This is a genomic window from Ferrimicrobium sp., from assembly GCF_027364955.1.
Classification (GTDB): domain Bacteria; phylum Actinomycetota; class Acidimicrobiia; order Acidimicrobiales; family Acidimicrobiaceae; genus Ferrimicrobium.
In genome coordinates this window covers 1-17,529 of the sequence record NZ_DAHXOI010000034.1, presented here as the reverse complement: position 1 = coordinate 17,529, position 17,529 = coordinate 1, and the positions used below count along the sequence as shown (strand labels likewise).

The following is a 17,529-nucleotide window of genomic DNA, read 5'->3' as shown; positions in this document are numbered from 1 at the left end:
CATCCCCAAGGCACACACCAACTCCCCCTCATCTACGAGGGGGAGTTGGTGTCTTTGCATGCACACTCCCCTGATGGTCTAGACGCCAATCCCTGCAAAGGAGAGGCCAGCCAATACCAGAATGATGAGGCCTGCCAGCGTGTAGAGCAGCCGCTGTGAGAGGTGCTGCGTGAAACGGGTGAGCGCCACGGCCGTTGTCAGCGAGATGCCCATCCCGAGTGTGGCGGCGAGCCCCACCCAGATCGGTGCGCCGGTAGCCAATGAGAAGCCAGCCGTTGTGGCCTGGGTGACATCGCCGAGTTCGGCAAGGAAGAATATCACAAAAATCTTTAACCAGCTGCTTGATCGTTGATCTTCCTCTGATTCTTCCTCCTCTCCTCGGAGAGCCTTCCAGAGAAGCAACCCTCCGATGCCGGTCAGGACGATGCCGGTAACGAGGTGGATGATGGAGCCCTTGAGGATGAGCCTGATCGAGTTGGCGATGAATGCAACGATGAAGGCCTCTAGGCCGACGGCGCTGACGGCGGCAGAGATGGTTTTTGTTGCGCCATTGCGTCTGCTCAAAAGCACGGCTGCGACCATGGATTTGTCGGTGAGCTCTGCGGCGAGCGTTATGACCAGGATGAGGAGAAACTCAGTAATGTTCACGATCGCAGCTCCTCACCGTGGCACTCCATCGCTTCGTAGCAAGAGAGATGATGGCCCGGTTGTACGGGAGATACTGCAGGAGCGCGGTTGCGAGGAATCATCCGTAGCGAGGCGCCCCTCTCTTGATCAGCGATTCGGGGCTCTGGCGATGGGTGCTTGGTCGGTGCGCTTGATGTGGGTGGCCGTGTCGACGATAAGAGTGGGGACGGCGACCCCAACTTCGTTGGATCGGCGACATGACAGGGTGGCCGCAGGAGAGATCGTAGGTGAACACCGGCGGTGACCGGACCACCGACACCTGCTGGGTTGACCAACCCCCATTGTCTGCGCTTTGTTGCTGAGACTCCAAGCTCGACGCTGTCGCCAACCCCCGTCAAAGTGCGTAGGGTCAACGTTGCCTGGGCGAAGCACCATGATGGCGAGGAGGCACGTTGTGGGCTCCATCGTCTGGCAAGGACAGGGTTGTGCAGTGGAGTCCTCCGCATGAGGTGCGAACAGATGGGTGTCATAGGAACCACTTCGTCATCAGAGCCGCCCTGCTATGCGTAGGAATGTCGTGGGCGAGGGGGGACTTGAACCCCCACGAGGTTGCCCTCACAGGAACCTGAATCCTGCGCGTCTACCAATTCCGCCACTCGCCCAGCGCACTCATCATAACCCGTGCAATGACAATCTGCTATACTCCTTGACTTATCAGGGACAAAAGAAGGCGACTTTCATCGATTCCTGGTTATAGTGCTAATGGAGTGGGTCTCGAATCGTTCGAACGTAAGATCGCGGCTGTGGTGGAGTCAATCTTCGCCAAGGGAAGTCCGCGTGGCATTGAACCAGCTGAGCTGGGTCGTAGGCTCGTGCGCGAAATCGAACGGTCGAGTCGGGTCGGGGTCCGTTCTAGCATCGCTCCGAACGTGCTTACTGTCGGACTTTCGGCCGAGGATCTGCAGGAGTTGAGGCCACTACGCAGCCGCGTCGAGAGTGAGCTGCGGGTTTTGGCCGAAGAGACGGTGGATGGTGGAGATTACGAACTTCTGGGACCGATCGCCCTTCAGCTTGTTGAAGATCCGGAGCTCAAGTCAGGGACGTTCTACATCGATTGTGGCTTTCGTGAGGAACAGGGTTTTGCTGACCGGTGTCAACTGGTGCTCCAAGACGGTTCACAGATCAAACTCGGTTCGGGAACACATGTGATCGGTAGACTCGCCGGATCTGCGATCTTTGTTGACGATGCGAGGGTCTCCAGGCGGCACGCAGAGATTGTCGTCCAGGACGGTCACGTAACGATCTTCGATGCTGGGTCGACCAATGGCACCTTTGTGAACGGTTCGAAAATTTCGCGGCCGACTGAACTCAATTCGGGAGATGTCGTGACGGTAGGGACGACGGATCTCACGGTACACAAGGGTTAATCGATGCCGCTTCTCCTACTCAGCGCGCTGAAGTACGCGCTCATCGCTCTGATTTGGCTGTTCTTTCTGTTCGCGATGCGTGCGGTCTGGCGGGAGACGAGACGACAGGCACGAACGACGGTAGCGACCAATCTCGTGGCCGTTCCAGTGAATGAACCGGCACCAAGAGTGAGTGCCGTTGGCACGCATCCAGACAAGAGTGCAGGGAAGGTCTTGGCGTTGGAGGGTCCTTATACAGGGAAGACCTTCAACTTCGAGACCCCGGCGCTCATCGGTCGTGATGCTGGTTGCTCGATTGTGCTGGCCGAGGATACTTTCGTCTCACAGCGACATGCTGAGATCTATTGTGAACGTCGCCACGTGATCGTGATGGACCTTGGGTCGAGAAATGGTACCTTTGTCAATGGCGACCCAGTCCAAGCACCGATGCGGGTCACGAAGGGTGATGTGATTCAACTTGGCAAGACGGCGTTGAAGGTAGTGGCCAAGTGAAGGTGACGTACGCTGCGGCGACAGACCCAGGGCGTGTTCGTGCCCAGAACCAGGACCGCCTGTACGCAGATGGTTCGGTCTTCATCGTCGCTGATGGCATGGGAGGCCACGCCGGTGGTAACGTTGCCGCCGAAGTCGCCGTTAGTGAGACGGTGGCATCACTAAAGGCCGGGCATGAGCCCGAAGAGGCAATCCAGACCGCGAATCGTTCCATACTGGAACGGGCAGCGATCGACGTTGCCCTCGAAGGCATGGGCACGACCCTGACGATGGCTCTCATGGATCTCGATGATGCGCAGGTCGACCTCTTCAATGTTGGCGATTCGCGGGCGTACCTCCTGCGGGAAGGACGCCTGACGCAACTGACCAATGACCATACTTACGTGCAGGAGTTGGTTGATGCTGGTTCTATCACCCACGAACAGGCAACCACCCATCGGGCTAGACACGTCTTGACGCGAGTCGTCGGTGTCGCCTTGGATGTGGAACCTGATCATTTTCGGGTGCCTGTGCAGTTTGGTGATGTCCTACTCCTGTGCTCGGATGGTCTCATCAACGAGGTGACCAACGCAGAGATCGCTCAAGTTTTGGGGAGTAGACTACCGCAAGAGGCGGTCGAAACCTTGGTCCACATGGCGAACAATCATGGCGGCAGTGACAACATCACCGTCGTGGTCGTGCGCCTGGGAGACCCTGACCGCGAGCCGGTGTTGTTGGCCCAGGAGGGTCAACGCTTGGCTGAGGCACCACAGGTGGTTCCCCAAACTGAGCGATCCCTGAAGACGAATCGGATCCCTTCACCGTTACCTGCGAACATGACCGAACGCTCGGCCATTTCGCGTCCGTTGATCCGCGCAACTCTCTTTGTCTTCCTTTTAGTTCTCTTCGCTGGAGTCGTGGTGCTCGCGATCGATATCTATGCCCAGCATTCCTATTTTGTTGCGGCCTTCGGCGATCGAGTGGCTATCTATCAGGGAAGACCCGGTGGGGTGTTGTGGTTCAACCCCCATATCGTGGATCTCACCAACATTCGGCTCGCCCAACTTGCCGAAGGCGTACGTTCCCAGATCCAACATCGGATCACTGAAGGTTCACTGACGCAGGCGAAGCAGTTTGTCCGCAATGCGACCCAGCAGTTCCACTCGACCACAATCGCCTTTGGAGGTATCGGGTGAGACGACGCATCACCTTCGTCGGGGCGCTGTTTTTGGTGATTTTTGCGCTGCTCTTCCTCCAGCTCAATGATCTTCAGATTGTCAAGGCGAGTAGTCTCGCAGAGGCGCCTGGCAACTACTCGGCGATCATCAAGGCCTTCTCAACACCACGAGGTGCAATTCTGACCGCCAACGGACAGGTGATGGCGATGTCAGTGCCGTCGAACTCACAGTATAAGTATCAACGGGTCTACCCCCATGGGTCGCTCTACTCCGATGTGACGGGTTATTACTCGTTGATCTACGGGACCTCGGGGCTTGAGGACGAATACAACCAATACCTCCAAGGAAAGGTGGCGGCGCCGAGCTCGTTCTCGCAATTGCTGACGAAGAGCTACTCCACCGACTCCGTGGTGACGACCTTGCAGTCGAAGCTCCAGCAAACGGCGTACCAAGCCCTCGGCTCGCTGAAAGGGGCAGTGGTCGCGCTGAATCCTCAGACCGGAGCGGTGCTTGCCATGGCGTCGAATCCGACCTATAACCCGGCACCCCTCGCATCGCCCAATGGAACGACCGAGGAGGATGCGTGGAAGAGCTATCTCGCGAATCCCGAACAGCCCCTCTTGAATCGGGCGATTTCTCGGGCCTATCCCCCTGGTTCGACCTTCAAGATCGTTACGACATCCGCGATCTTTGATCACGACCCGAAGCTAGCCCGCGTCAACTTCCCCCCGGTGGCGACGATTGCCTTGCCTGAGACTACCCATCGCCTTCACAACTACGCCTACGAGGTCTGTGGTGGGGAACTCCCTGTTCTTCTCGCGGTCTCGTGTGATACAGGCTTTGCGCAGATCGGTTTGCGACTCGGGGCCTCGAACCTCCATGCAGAGGCGGAGAACTTTGGTTTCAATCAGGTGCCTCCGATCGATCTTCCCGGCGCCGCTGCCTCAACCTTTCCTCCGGTATCCTTCTTCTCGCAGAACCTTCCCCAGCTCGCCTTCTCCTCGATTGGACAGGGAGATGATCAGGCAACCGCGCTGCAGATGGCCCTAGTTGGCTCAGCTATCGCCAACAATGGATCCATTATGGTGCCACACTTGCTGTCTCGCATCATCTCAAGCCAAGATGCAACGGTTGAGTCCTATCAACCCAAAGTTTGGAAGGTCGCGACCTCTCCCTCGACTGCGGCAAAAGTTACCCAGCTCATGGTGGGAGTCGTGAAGAACGGAACGGCTACCGGGATCGCCTTGCCAGGCATCGAGATTGCAGCAAAGACCGGTACGGCTCAGACAACCTTGACACGACACTCCAATATTTTGGGTCAATCCGATAACTGGATGGTGGCGTTCGCCCCTGCTCAGGATCCAAAGATTGCGGTCGCGGTGGTGGTGCCGAAGCAGGCTGGGCTGTCGGCGAATCCAACGGGAGCACAGTACGCCGGGCCGATTGTAAAGGCGATGATTGCCGCAGCGCTAGGAGTCAAACCGTGAAAGTTGGGCGAGATGACTGAAGAACAGCAAGTCCAGACGTTTGGAACACGTTATCGACCTGAGCGTCTGATCGCTCGCGGTGGGATGGCCGATGTATACGAGGCACGCGATCTTCTCCTGGATCGTCTTGTTGCCCTGAAGGTTCTCTTCCCTGAACTCTCGACGAACCCTACTTTCGTGGAGCGTTTTCGCCGCGAGGCACAGTCGGCGGCGGCGCTTTCTCACCCCAATATCGTCTCGGTCTACGATTGGGGCCCGGCGAACTCCACCTATTTTATCGCCATGGAGTTGGTCACTGGCTCGACACTGGCCGACGTGATTCGCGAGTCGGGTAGGGTGGCACCCGGTCGTGCGGCCGTGATCGGCGCAGACGTCGCGCTAGCTCTTGCCTTCGCTCATCGCCACGGTGTCGTTCACCGTGATATCAAACCATCGAACGTCCTTCTCACCGAAGACGGCATGGTGAAGGTCGCTGATTTTGGCATTGCCCGCGCGGTCACCAATGACGAGGATCTCACCCAAACCGGAGCAGTGCTCGGAACCGCCACCTATATCTCTCCCGAGCAGGCACGTGGTGAGGATCTCGACGGGCGGAGTGATCTCTATTCGCTTGGAATCGTCATGTATGAGATGCTGACGGGCTCTGCTCCATTCTTGGCGGAGACTCCCATCGCTGTTGCCTACAAACATGTCACCGAGCGCCCAGCCGCTCCGCGCTCGATCAACCCGGCGATTCCTCCGGCGCTCGAGACCATTGTCCTCAAGTGTCTCCAGAAGGACCGAGCGAATCGCTACGCCGATGCGAGCGAACTGCGTTCTGACCTGCTCCGCTTCCTCGACGACCGGCCGATTCGAGCGGGCACGGTCGAGATGGCTGCGGTCGCTGATGCGACGATACTGGCCAACGCCGTCACCGAGACGAGCGCGAGGACCCAGTTCCTCACCCCAATCCAGTCCACCTCATCTATCCCGATCGTCGGCAGTGGTGGGCCTCCGCCACAGCAAGCCAAACGGCACCGAGTGTGGCCGTGGATCCTTGCCATCATCGTGATTCTTCTTTTGGCTGGCTTGGGTTTTGCCTTTCGCAAGAAACTCCTCGCGTCCTCCACGAAGCCAAAACCAACTGTAGCGACTGTCCTTGTGCCGAATGTGACCGGTGCTGGAGAGCAGGGCGCAACCTCGGCGCTGAGCCGTGCTGGCCTGCAGTCTGATATCCAGTTCAAGAACTCATCGCAGTCATCTGGGACGGTGATCGGCGAGCACCCAAACGGTGGAACCCGTGCCAAAAAGGGTTCAACCGTGACGCTCGTAGTTTCAAGCGGTCCAGCCTCGGTAACGGTGCCAAATGTGAAGGGCCAGTCTTCGACGACTGCGGAGGCGACCCTTCTGGCAAAGAGCTTCAATGTCTCGACCAACTATAAACACGCGTCGGCCTCCCAGGGGACGGTGATTGGCGAGTCGCCATCCGCGGGCCAATCGGTGGCTAAGGGTTCCACCATTGTTCTGACGGTCTCGAGCGGACCATCACAGCTGACGGTGCCAAACGTCGATGGCGAGAGTGTTGCGTCTGCCTCAAACAAGTTAGGCGCTGACGGCCTCCAGGTTGGCACGGTCACCTATCAGGCGAGCTCGACGGTGGCGAGCGGCGAGGTGATCCAAACAACACCGACATCGGGTTCTCAGGTAGCACCGAACAGTTCGGTGAACCTTATCGTCTCGTCGGGGAGTACCACCGCGGTGCCAAACGTCGCTGGTGATAGCGTTTCGCAGGCGACGACAACGCTCCAGAATGCGGGCTTTACCGTCGCTTCGCAGAATCAGTACCAGGCGAGCTCGACGGTGGCGAGCGGCGATGTGATCCAAACAACACCGGCCGCAGGAACCCAGGAACCCCCGAACACCTCGATTACCTTGACGGTCTCAAGCGGAACGTCGCCGACAGGTCCCACGGGTCCGGGCGGAGGGGGAGGGACAGGACCGCCTTCGGCGGCTGGTTAGGCAGACTCCGAGGCCAGGATCGTCCAAGGCTGGTCTGGTACACGTAGCTTCCCTTATTGGGCTGCAGCAGCCGGTTGTTCCTCTTGGATCGTGGTGTGGGCTGCTGGGCCTCGCGTTGCTGCTGGGTAGTAGCACGGCATGCGGATCTAGGAGATCACCGACCTAGGAAGTTCGCGATCATCTGAAGTCCCTCGTCAGAGAGGATCGATTCTGGATGGAATTGAACGCCCTCGATGGGTCGTTCCCGATGTCGGAGTCCCATAATGACCCCGTCTGTCGTGGTACTGGTGACCTCAAGACTGCCCGGAATTGTCGCTGGATCCACCACCAGTGAGTGGTAGCGCGTCACCGTCAACGCAGCCGGGAGTCCAAAAAACACCCCTTGGCCGTCATGCGCAATAACCGAGGTACGTCCGTGCATCACCCTCTGGGCGCGCACCACACTTGCCCCGAAAAACTCTCCAATCAACTGATGGCCGAGGCAAACTCCGAGAACGGGGGTCTCCGTCTGCTGCTTGAGTACCGTGATGCCACCCCGCGATGAGGACGGTCTTCCTGGCCCTGGTGAGATGATGATTGCATCGGGATCTCCAATGAGATGGGGCTTTTCGGCGATGACATCCTCGCGGACGACGGTTGGGTTCGCACCGAGCGCTCCCACGTACTGGGCGAGATTGTAGACAAAGGAGTCATAGTTGTCGATGATGAGGACGTCGTTGAGCACCTTTATCATCGTAGCTAGACTGGGGGAGTGGGTAATCCGAAAAAGGCGAAGCGCGCCAAGAGTGGCCGCTACACGCCACCGAAACCTCGCCCAACGCAATCACGGAGCAACCAGATATATCTCTATCTGTTCATCGTCTTGGCGCTCGGTGGGGCGCTGATGATCGTCCTCAATTTTCTGTTGGTATTGCCCTACTCGCAGAGCGGCTGGTACACGATCGGTGGGCTCATTCTTCTCGCTGGGTCCTTCTACGCCGCAACCAAATATCGCTGAAACCGATCATTTCAGCCAAGGAAACGACAGCCAACCTCAACAGTGGCGAGCTGGTCCCTCCTTGAGATTGTACGGGAGAGCTGGTTGTTATCCCAACCGTTCGATGACATAGGCGTTGGCCATGCCGCCACCCTCGCACATGGTCTGCAAACCATAGCGACCACCGCTTCGTTCGAGTTCATTCACTAGTGTTGTCAGGAGCCGAGTTCCCGATGCACCTAACGGATGCCCGAGAGCGATCGCGCCACCGTTGACATTGACTCGATCGAGGTCGGGGTGCAGTTCTGCTGCCCAAGCGAGGACGACCGATGCAAAGGCTTCATTGATCTCGACCAGATCTATCTGGTCGAGGGTGAGGTGCGCCTTCTCCAGTGCGCGTTGTGTCGCCGGGATCGGAGCAGTCAGCATCAGGACCGGGTCGGAGCCGACTACGGCGAAGGAGACAAATCGGGCACGGGGTGTGAGCCCGAGTTGTTCTGCCCGCTCGCTACTCATGATGAGTGCGGCAGAGGCGCCGTCGGTAATCTGCGAGGAGTTGCCGGCGGTTATCTTGCCATCTTCCTTGAAGGCTGGACGCAGGCCGCCGAGGGCCTCAAGCGAGGTGTTAGGCCGGATCCCCTCATCGACGTCGAGTAGGGCGCCCGTTGGACGCCCCTCGCTGTCGCGTACTTCGATGGGTAAAAGCTCATTCTTGAAGCGACCCTCGGATGTTGCGCTGGAGGCGCGTTGCTGGCTCTGCAGGGCAAAGCGATCGAGTTCTTCGCGGCTCAAACCCCACTGGTCGGCGATCATCTCGGCGGAGAGGCCCTGATGGACGAGTCCACCTCGATCAGCGTAACGGGCTGCGAGCGTCGGGCCAAAAGGAGCACCGGGCCCTTGAGCCATTGAGGAGCCCATGGGTACGCGGCTCATCGACTCGACTCCGCCAGCGATGATGACATCCGCTGCACCCGCCATGATCGCTTGGGCCGCGAACGCAGCTGCTTGCTGTGAGGAGCCACACTGTCGATCGACGGTTGTTCCAGGTACCGATTCGGGCAGGTGTGCTGCGAGCGCAGCGTTGCGAGCGATATTCGCCGACTGTTCACCCACTTGACTCACACAGCCAAAGATTACGTCATCGATTGTGGCTGGGTCGATGGAATGGCGGTCCAAGAGGCCCTCGATCGCAAAAGCGGCCAGATCAACGGCGTGCCAGCCGGCGAGACTCCCGTTGCGTTTTCCTCCCGGTGTACGGACGACATCAACAATGACTGCATCACGCATGTGCTACCCCTTTGCCTTCTTGTATCCACTGTAGCCCAGGCCGAAGCGTCGTGCACGGCAGCGTCTTCATCCGAACGCGAGGCGATGATCCCGCGTCGGTAGTGTTGAACTACCCAACGATGAGTGGGGTAACCGCAAAGCGGTCGACATCGATAAGGCCGCGGTCGGTCAGCTTCAGGGAGGGGATGACCGACAGTCCGAGGAACGAAAGTGTCATGAACGGTGCCTCAAGCGAGGAACCGAGGGTTTGGCGCACGATGTTTTGGGCGAATGTGACCTGTTGTCCGAGTTCCGTGACGGGGACATCGGCCATGAGCCCGGCAATCGGTAATGGAACCTCAGCAAGGATCTCGCCGTTAAGGCAGACGGCTTGACCCCCGCCGATTGCAGCGACATGATTGGCTACGGTTGCCATGTCCTGGCGCCCCTGTTCGGTGTTTGCCCCCACCACCATCAGATTGTGGGCATCATGGGCGACGGTCGAGGCTATTGCCCCGCGCGCGAGACCAAAACCTAGGAGGTAGCCATGACCCCGTCGGCCGGTCGCTCGATGGCGTTCGATGACGCTCAGCTGATTGAGGGTTGGGTCGTCGTTTGTGTAGGTGACGAGCTCTGATCCCGTTCCAAGGGAGTGCTCGACGACGCGAATAACGCGAATGGTCTGGCCTGGGAGTACTTGCGTTCGAAAGGCGTTTGTGTCCAACGGCTCCTTCAGGTGCACAGTGCCGAGCAGCGTCGTCAATGGCTTGACGTGACGAAGGCTGACGGTCAAGGCACCCTTGCGCGCAACAACTTGCCCGCGCTGGAAGACGATTTCGGGGACGAGCGTCTCCATGGTGGTGTAGACGTTGAGATCTGCCTGATACCCAGGCGCGACGAGGCCAAGATGGCGAAAACCATGGTACTCGGCGGCGTTGACCGTGGCCATGGTGAGTGCGTCTTCAAGGGTGATACCTGCCTCGCGAGCGACCTCAATGCAGTGATTGACGTGCCCACGGGAGACGATGAGATCAGGTTCTCTGTCGTCGCTGCACAGGGCGACTCGTGAGGTGCCTGATTCGATTACCGTTTTAGCAAGGTGGGCGAGATTCTGGCTCGCGGAACCGTGTCGTAGGAAGACCCACATCCCCTTACGGCGCTTCTCGATCACCTCGTCGTAGGACAGCATCTCGTGATCAGATTCGACTCCTGCACAAAGGTAGGCGTCAAGGGCGCTCCCGGTGATCCCCGGGGCGTGGCCATCGACCCTGCGCGAGCCAGCCGCCGCTATCTTGGCGAGTAGATCGGGGTCGCCAGCGATCACGCCGGGAAAGTTCATCACTTCAGCCAGCCCAACCCCATTGGGTTGGGCCAGTATGGTGCGAATATCCTCAAGGTCAAAGAGGGCGCCAGGGCTCTCAAACTGGGAGGCAGGCACGCAGGAGGAGGCGGAGAAGCCGAAGGTAAAAGGGAGACCCTGCGCGGCTTCGATCATCGCCATCACGCCTTGCCGTCCGAGTACGTTTGCCATCTCATGTGGATCATTCGCTACAGCGGTGGTCCCCCAGGGGAGAACCGCCGCCACAAAGTTTGGGATCCAAAGCTTGGTCGACTCGATGTGCATGTGGGCATCGATGAAGCTCGGTGTGACCCAGGCACCGTCGAGGTCAAGCGTGTCGATGGCCTCTCGGGCGCCCCAGCCAACGACGGTACCATCAGCGATGGCGATGTCGGTGTGGATCCACTCCTTGGTGGTGCCCACAAAGAGGCGAGCATTTTGGAGTAGCAGATCACAGGGAGCGTCTCCGCGGGCCTTGGCGAGCAGTGCCGGTGAATGTCGGCGGTAGTCTTCGAACACTGTTTTAGTGTAGTTGCCCGTAAATAACCATAGAGAGCACAAGGAGTTCATCAGTTTGTCACAGCGAGCGACTGACTCTTCCGGTACGCTGGTGTCGGTGTTGTTGCGCTTTGGTGGGAGAGGGTGGTAATGAAGAAGGCGTTAGAGGTTCCGGTAGCGGAGTCCGGGAGTCTGATCGAGACCCGCGGGATCGATTTTGTCCCAGAGTCAGAACGCTGGGCACGTCCTCGCGATCTCTTCTGGATGTGGGCTGGGGCCCTGTTCAACGTCGAGTATGTCGTCTACGGAGCGCTGGCCATGAGCTTTGGACTCTCCTTCGCTCAGGCAGTGGGTATCATCCTGATCGGCAATCTCTCGTTCTTTCTTTTAGGGCTCACCAGTCTGCAAGGACCTGATGCGGGCACGACGACCTTCACCATCAACCGTGCGGCTTTTGGTCCGAATGGTTCCAAGCTTCTCTCCTTCTTCAACTGGTTGACCCAGGTCGGTTTCGAGACCGAGGGACTCGCCCTGATCGTCTTGGCCGCCATTGCCCTGTTCCATCAAGGCGGTATCGATGCCGGCACCGGTCTCAAGATCGTCTTTATTCTGGTTGCGGCCCTGATCCAACTCGTCCTCCCCCTCTTTGGGCATGGGGCGATTCTTCGGACGATGCGAATCCTCTCGGTGCCGTTCCTGATCCTGTTTGCCTTGATGGCTGGACTCTCACTGGGGAAGTTAAACGTGCACTCTGTTGCCCATGGTGCGAGCTGGCAGGTCATGTTTGCCGTCCTCGCGGTCATCATCTCGGCATCTGGGCTTGGATGGACAGAGAATGGCAATGACTTCTCTCGCTATCTGCCGCGCAGCGCCTCCAAGTCCAAGACGGTCATCTGGGTGTTCCTCGGTACTGCCATCCCCTCCATCCTCTTGATGACGCTGGGTGCTGCTATCTTCACCTTTGTCCCGAGTGCGACAAACCCGATTAGCGGGCTTCCTCAAGCCTTCCCAGCCTGGTTTCTCACGCCATATCTGCTAGTCGCCATCCTGCAGCTCTTTGCGATCAACAGCCTTGATCTCTACTCCTCTGGCGTGACGCTGCAGGCGTTGGGCCTCAAACTCACACGCCTCCAGGCTGTGGTCCTCGATACGGCTATCTGTGCGGCGTTGACGGCGTACGCAACTTTCTCCAATAGCTTCAACACTCTCCTCGGTGATTTCATTCTGTTCATCATTGTCTGGGTGGCCCCGTGGACGGCGATCTATCTTGTTGACTGGCTATTGAGACGTCGGCGCTATGATGCGGGTGCGCTCCATGAGGACCGTGGCGGGCTGTACTGGTCGAATAACGGTGTTCACTGGCCGGCGATTGTCGCCCAACTACTCGGTATGCTCGCCTCTCTCTCGGCGATCAACACCACCATCTTTGTTGGTCCACTCTCCAAGGTAAGCGGAGGTGCTGATTTCTCAGTGTTCACCGGCATCATCGTCGCAGCAGGGGTCTATTGGTTGCTTGCACATAAGTCGGTTCGTCTCCAAGAGGCCACAAAGGCCTAACCCGGCGTGCCTCGACGATCCTGAAGCGTCTCAACTCCCACACGCGAGCGACCGTCGCCTCGATCGATGATACGCATAACGTCCACACGTCCGAGTTGCTACTACCCCAGATCCCAATCAATGCCAGATCTTTGAGTCCTCAGGGATTCACGGCCCCTTGCCGAGGTACGCCAACATAGTCGCCATTTTGTAGTGCCCTATCCAGTGGGATCAACCCTCTGAACTGGGAGCCGTGGGGCGGGGATCGAAAGATATTGCAGACCCCATATCGACCCGTGGCTCAGATCGACCGATCAGTGAGTCTTCTGCTTCTTGGGCAACGGAGCGCTCTCGGCTACCAACCGCTTCCTGACTTCGAACTCGTGCTCGAACCGGTTGAGGTTGTCGAGGCATAGGTGGATCCCCCGCCCGATGAGGTGATCGCTTTGCCGGTTGGGCTGACGACGTACCAGTGGCCTCCAAAGGCGTTAATACCCTCTCCGTTGATTTGGTGAGGACCGGTATCGCTGGCGAACGTGTAGAGAGGATGGCCGTCATAGGTCACCTGCTTTTGGCCATTGGACCGGGTGATAGTTCCCACCAACGTTGATGACGCGCCGCCGGAGACGGTCGGCACTCCGATCACCGGGGGCCAGGCTTTGGCGCAGGCACCGGTGCAGTTGGATTTTCCCTTGGTGTCGCCAGTGAAGAGGTAGTAGGTCTGGCCAGCTTTTGAGGTCAGTATCGTCCCATAGCCAGAGGAGCTTGAGGTGGCGACGGTGGCGCCACTCGAGATGGTTGAGGCGTTAGAACTCTTCGCTGTCGTACTCGACGCAGAAGATTTGGTTGAGTTTGATGACGAGCTGGTGGTCGAGCTGCTCGACCCGCAGGCGGCGAGGGTCAGACCCGCAAGGCCTAAACCTATGGCTGCTAATCGGATATTCATGTTGATTCCTCCCCTTCGGTTTGATCACCGTCGATTAGGCGCTAATCGTTGGCAACGTCAACAAGGGGACGAGGGATGTATTCCTGTTCGATGGCATCAAGGGGACTGGAATCCTCATATCCGCCTTAGGATTTGGGTAGGAGGTAACTATGCAAGCGCCTCGCCCGATGAGGGGAATGAGAGATATTCTGCCAGGTGAAGCCGGAGTCCGACTCCATACTCTGGGGGTTATTCGCGATGCGTACCGTCAGCACGGATTTTTCGAGATCGAGACGCCTGTCGTTGAAACCCTGGAGACGCTGACCAGCTCTGGTGCCGGTGAGAATGAGAAGTTGATGTTCAAGGTGCTCAAACGTGGTGAACGCCTTGACACAGCGATCGCTGGGTCAGGAGAGGACCTCGCTGATGCTGCACTGCGTTTTGATCTCACCGTCCCCCTAGCACGTTTCTACTCGATCAACCAGTCAAAGCTACCCAAGCCGTTCTATGCGATGCAGCTCGGACCGGTCTTTCGCGCGGAACGACCCCAACGCGGACGCTTCCGGCAGTTTTTGCAGAGCGACATCGACGTGCTCGGTGATCCGAGCTTCTTGGCCGAGGTGCAGCTGTTGATCGCCGCCACCTCTGCGCTGCACAAGATCGGTCTTGAAGGATTCGAGATCCACCTGAACGATCGAAGGATTCTTGAGTTCATTCTTGGCAAGCTAGAGATACCAGAGGATCTCTACTCGACCGCGATGATCGCTCTTGACAAGCTGGACAAGCAGAGCGTCGCCGAGGTCGTAGCTGAACTGGAGGCCAAAGGCATCGGTACGGAGCATGCAACGCGCCTGGTGACGGTGCTCGGTCAACTGAGTGATGCCGCAAGCCTGAAGGCTTTGGCGGACCTTAGGGTGCCCAAAGAGTTGATCGCGAACCTCGCTGCGATCCAGCAACACGTGACCACCTCCGTCCGTGATGTCCCCGTCGTCTTTGATCCCTTGATCGTTCGAGGGATCGGGTACTACACCTCGACGGTCTATGAGATTATCCATCCTCAGTGGTCGGGTTCGATCGGCGGAGGTGGGCGTTATGACCAGCTCCTTGCCCGATTTGGTACAGATACCGCTGCCTGTGGCGTCTCACTGGGTTTTGAGCGCGTGGTAGGTCTGGTGGAGGAGCTTGGACTCTTGCGCGAGACGGGATCACGTCGGCTCACCGTGATATTTGAGCCAGAGCACCAGACCGCTGAGGCGCTCAGCAAGGCGCGTCATTTCCGGCGTGAAGGTTTCCTCGTTACGCTCTTGGCCCATCAGAGCGGTGCGCGATCACCGATGAAGCGACTTGCCCTGGCAGCGGAGGAGCTCAAAGCAGAGGGTTCGGTCGACAGCTTCTACCACTTTACGGTGGGATCTGATGAGGCGCCACGACTTCTCATGCAATAGATCTTGCCTGTAAGAGCGTACTAGCAAGAAAAGTTGCGAATTTTAACATTTCTGCCCACATTTTCGCCGTGGCTTTGGTAGTGTTAGAGCAGCGTCGTATCGTTGACGCATTGGTAGTCTCGATCTTGTATCGGGTCATGGCTCTTGAGGGGGTTCAATTGAAGAAGAGGTTTACAAGACATGCTGTCACCCTTGGTGCGGCAGGGATTCTTGGGATAGCAACCATGGCGATGGCCACGCCGGCGAGTTCGCTAACAGCTGCCCAAGCGCCCGCACCGAAAGTGACCGTTCCTGGTGGCCTTGCGCCTGCTATCGCCGCCAAGTCCACGCCGACGGGTACAACCTCTGGATCAACCCAGATGCGCGTATCGTTTATCCTGACTGGCCGCAATATCACGGCACTTCAGAGCGAAGTTGATGCAGGTTGGTCAGGACCGTATCTGACTACGGCGCAGTTCGCGCAACAGTATGGGCAGACGCCACAGTATGTCCAGAGTCTGATCGCTTATCTCAATTCGTTTGGTATTCATGCCCAGGTCATGGCGGACATGTTAGATGTGACCTCTCAGGGTACCGCAGCGCAATATCAGAACGCGCTCTCGGTGCTCTTTAACAACTACACGGTGCCAGCGTCTGGGGCAGCTCCTGCAGGAGGACCGGCACCCACTGGAGGGGTGCAACAGGTGTTCGCTACACCGCAAAACCCTCAGTTGCCCGCCAATCTCGCCGCCAACATCCAGGCGGTGTTGGGGCTGACTAACTATGCGCCCTATGAGTCGCTTTCCGTTCCGGCAAAGCCAGAGGCGACGCCAGGATCGACGATGGCGACGGGAGGTACCATTCCGACCGGCACAGCTCCGATATCGCAGCTGCCCCAGGCGTTCGAGTCTGACTATCACCTGAGTTCAGTGCTCAATGCGGGCAATGAAGGCCAGGGACAGACAATGGGGATCGTCACGCTTGCAAGTGTCGACCCGTCGGTTCCGGCCTATTTCTGGCAGAATGTTGCTCATATCGCGGTGCTCCCAAATCGGCTTTCGCTCGTCAATGTCGACGGTGGTGCCGGTGCGGTGAGTCTCAACAACGGTTCTGATGAAACCACGATCGATGTGGAACAATCGGGAGCGATTGCGCCACAGGCCAAGATCGTTGTCTATCAGGCTCCAAACACTGATTACGGCTTTGTTGATGCCTTTTACGAGGGTGCAAGCCAGAACGTCGCTGGTTCGCTCTCTGCGAGTTGGGGCGAATCTGAGACGGCGATCCAGTACTCGGTAGCCGCTGCACAGGAGTCCCCAGGGTACGCTGCCGCCTTCAACCAGGCCTTCTTGGAGTCAGCGGCCCAAGGCCAGTCTGACTTCGTCGCCTCGGGGGACCAGGGTGCCTATGATCCGACTGGCGACATCGGAACGTATAACCTCGGTGTCGACAATCCTGAAGACTCACCCTATGTCACCTCGGTGGGGGGGACGACGCTCCCTGGTAGTCAGGTCTATACCATCACCAAAACCAGCAAGACAGGTACCGTCACCACGACCGGTTATGAAGAGGTCAATATTCCCAAGCAGCTGACGTGGGGATGGGACTATCTGTGGCCGATGTATCAGGCTCTAGGTGCTGCGAACGAAACCGCTGCTGCTGGTGGTGCAATTGCAGGCTCTGGGGGTGGCTACAGCGTCCTCTTTGGGAACCCTTCGTATCAAGATGGCATCAGCGCTGACACGTACTCTGACTATGAGTTCATCAATCCGACTGCCTACGAAGAGATTCCGCCAACCAATCTGGAGCTCCCAACGAGCTTTACACTGAACCCGGCGCCGACGCTCAGCACCGGAAACATCAATGCTGGCTTCCGTGCTACTCCTGACGTAGCCTTCAACGCAGATCCACAGACTGGGTATGTTACCTACGATCCTCAGTTCCTGTCGGTTTATGGGTCTTCGTATGAAGACTTCGGTGGGACGAGTTTCATCGGTCCTCAGCTCAACGCGGTCACCGCTGACTACGAGAGTGCGTTGGGACACCGAATTGGATTCTGGAACCCGAATATCTATCGGTTTGCGGAGTCGACCAATTCGCCATTCCATCCATTGGACTCCAATACGGTCTATGGTTCGAGCTACTACTCAGGTAAGAATCACGGCAAGACACTCAGTATTAGCGGTGAGTTCACCAATACTAACGACTACTACACGGGCACGCCAGGGGCTATTTATAACCCTGGGTCGGGACTTGGGTACGCGAATCTGTCGGAGTTGTTGACCGATTTCGGCGCAGCTACTGGAGCACCGGCGGGACCTGGAGCACCGGCGGGACCTGGAGCACCGGCGGGACCTGGAGCACCGGCGGGACCTGG

At 58.1% G+C, this 17,529-nt stretch carries 14 protein-coding genes and 1 tRNA gene; 9 read left to right on the top strand and 6 right to left on the bottom strand.

The window, feature by feature from the left end; all coding sequences use genetic code 11:
- Positions 1 to 78: 78 nt before the first annotated feature.
- Both M7Q83_RS12840 and M7Q83_RS12835 read right to left on the bottom strand, forming a co-directional pair.
- On the bottom strand, positions 79 to 648 hold the full coding sequence (locus M7Q83_RS12840) for a TMEM165/GDT1 family protein (RefSeq protein ID WP_298339562.1): 570 nt from the start codon (positions 646 to 648) through the stop codon (positions 79 to 81).
- Between the two features lie 557 nt (positions 649 to 1,205).
- Positions 1,206 to 1,289, bottom strand: a tRNA-Leu gene (locus tag M7Q83_RS12835).
- Positions 1,290 to 1,394: 105 nt separating this feature from the next.
- Here M7Q83_RS12835 and M7Q83_RS12830 point away from each other — a divergent pair.
- The 5 genes from M7Q83_RS12830 to pknB are packed head-to-tail and all read left to right on the top strand — an operon-like array spanning position 1,395 to position 7,188.
- A complete protein-coding gene (locus M7Q83_RS12830; RefSeq protein WP_298339559.1) occupies positions 1,395 to 2,054 on the top strand; it encodes a DUF3662 and FHA domain-containing protein in 660 nt (219 codons plus the stop codon).
- 3 nt (positions 2,055 to 2,057) lie between these two features.
- A complete protein-coding gene (locus M7Q83_RS12825) occupies positions 2,058 to 2,546 on the top strand; it encodes an FHA domain-containing protein (RefSeq protein WP_298339556.1) in 489 nt (162 codons plus the stop codon).
- Complete coding sequence (locus tag M7Q83_RS12820) at positions 2,543 to 3,721, top strand: Stp1/IreP family PP2C-type Ser/Thr phosphatase (RefSeq protein WP_298339553.1); 1,179 nt, start codon at positions 2,543 to 2,545, stop codon at positions 3,719 to 3,721. Before M7Q83_RS12825 ends, M7Q83_RS12820 begins: the two co-directional genes overlap by 4 nt.
- On the top strand, positions 3,718 to 5,190 hold the full coding sequence (locus tag M7Q83_RS12815) for a penicillin-binding protein 2 (RefSeq protein ID WP_298339550.1): 1,473 nt from the start codon (positions 3,718 to 3,720) through the stop codon (positions 5,188 to 5,190). Before M7Q83_RS12820 ends, M7Q83_RS12815 begins: the two co-directional genes overlap by 4 nt.
- 12 nt (positions 5,191 to 5,202) lie before the next feature.
- On the top strand, positions 5,203 to 7,188 hold the full coding sequence (gene pknB / locus M7Q83_RS12810) for a Stk1 family PASTA domain-containing Ser/Thr kinase (RefSeq protein WP_298339548.1): 1,986 nt from the start codon (positions 5,203 to 5,205) through the stop codon (positions 7,186 to 7,188).
- Positions 7,189 to 7,342: 154 nt separating this feature from the next.
- Here pknB and M7Q83_RS12805 read toward each other — a convergent pair whose 3' ends face one another.
- Positions 7,343 to 7,912 (bottom strand): aminodeoxychorismate/anthranilate synthase component II, encoded by a 570-nt coding sequence (locus M7Q83_RS12805; RefSeq protein WP_298339545.1) that lies wholly within the window; start codon positions 7,910 to 7,912, stop codon positions 7,343 to 7,345.
- A gap of 27 nt (positions 7,913 to 7,939) precedes the next feature.
- On the opposite strand from M7Q83_RS12805, the gene M7Q83_RS12800 reads away from it, so the two are divergent.
- Positions 7,940 to 8,185 carry a hypothetical protein gene (locus tag M7Q83_RS12800; protein ID WP_298339542.1) on the top strand — a complete coding sequence of 82 codons (246 nt, stop codon included), beginning with the start codon at positions 7,940 to 7,942 and terminating at the stop codon, positions 8,183 to 8,185.
- Positions 8,186 to 8,272: 87 nt separating this feature from the next.
- Here the strand turns inward: M7Q83_RS12800 and M7Q83_RS12795 are convergent, their stop codons facing one another.
- Positions 8,273 to 9,451, bottom strand: a complete 1,179-nt coding sequence (locus M7Q83_RS12795) for a thiolase family protein (RefSeq protein ID WP_298339539.1) — start codon at positions 9,449 to 9,451, stop codon at positions 8,273 to 8,275.
- 109 nt (positions 9,452 to 9,560) lie between these two features.
- Positions 9,561 to 11,288 carry an adenine deaminase gene (gene ade, locus M7Q83_RS12790; protein ID WP_298339536.1) on the bottom strand — a complete coding sequence of 576 codons (1,728 nt, stop codon included), beginning with the start codon at positions 11,286 to 11,288 and terminating at the stop codon, positions 9,561 to 9,563.
- Positions 11,289 to 11,417: 129 nt separating this feature from the next.
- Here ade and M7Q83_RS12785 point away from each other — a divergent pair, with 129 nt between their 5' ends.
- The gene (locus M7Q83_RS12785) at positions 11,418 to 12,824 is read left to right on the top strand and encodes a cytosine permease (RefSeq protein ID WP_298339533.1); all 1,407 of its coding nucleotides are present in this window, start codon (positions 11,418 to 11,420) and stop codon (positions 12,822 to 12,824) included.
- 334 nt (positions 12,825 to 13,158) lie between these two features.
- On the opposite strand, the gene M7Q83_RS12780 is transcribed toward M7Q83_RS12785, so the two are convergent.
- The gene (locus M7Q83_RS12780) at positions 13,159 to 13,749 is read right to left on the bottom strand and encodes a hypothetical protein (RefSeq protein ID WP_298339530.1); all 591 of its coding nucleotides are present in this window, start codon (positions 13,747 to 13,749) and stop codon (positions 13,159 to 13,161) included.
- Positions 13,750 to 13,898: 149 nt separating this feature from the next.
- Here M7Q83_RS12780 and M7Q83_RS12775 point away from each other — a divergent pair, with 149 nt between their 5' ends.
- On the top strand, positions 13,899 to 15,173 hold the full coding sequence (locus tag M7Q83_RS12775) for an ATP phosphoribosyltransferase regulatory subunit (protein WP_298339528.1): 1,275 nt from the start codon (positions 13,899 to 13,901) through the stop codon (positions 15,171 to 15,173).
- Positions 15,174 to 15,331: 158 nt separating this feature from the next.
- A partial coding sequence (locus M7Q83_RS12770) for a S53 family peptidase (RefSeq protein WP_298339526.1) occupies positions 15,332 to 17,529 on the top strand: 2,198 nt, incomplete at its 3' end.

What these genes read in the sequence shown, in the direction of transcription:
- M7Q83_RS12825 (WP_298339556.1), top strand. Translation starts at nt 2,058, where the DNA reads ATGCCGCTTCTCCTACTCAGCGCGCTGAAGTACGCGCTCATCGCTCTG.
- pknB (WP_298339548.1), top strand. Translation starts at nt 5,203, where the DNA reads ATGACTGAAGAACAGCAAGTCCAGACGTTTGGAACACGTTATCGACCT.
- M7Q83_RS12795 (WP_298339539.1), bottom strand. Translation starts at nt 9,451, where the DNA reads ATGCGTGATGCAGTCATTGTTGATGTCGTCCGTACACCGGGAGGAAAA.
- M7Q83_RS12785 (WP_298339533.1), top strand. Translation starts at nt 11,418, where the DNA reads ATGAAGAAGGCGTTAGAGGTTCCGGTAGCGGAGTCCGGGAGTCTGATC.
- M7Q83_RS12780 (WP_298339530.1), bottom strand. Translation starts at nt 13,749, where the DNA reads ATGAATATCCGATTAGCAGCCATAGGTTTAGGCCTTGCGGGTCTGACC.
- M7Q83_RS12775 (WP_298339528.1), top strand. Translation starts at nt 13,899, where the DNA reads ATGCAAGCGCCTCGCCCGATGAGGGGAATGAGAGATATTCTGCCAGGT.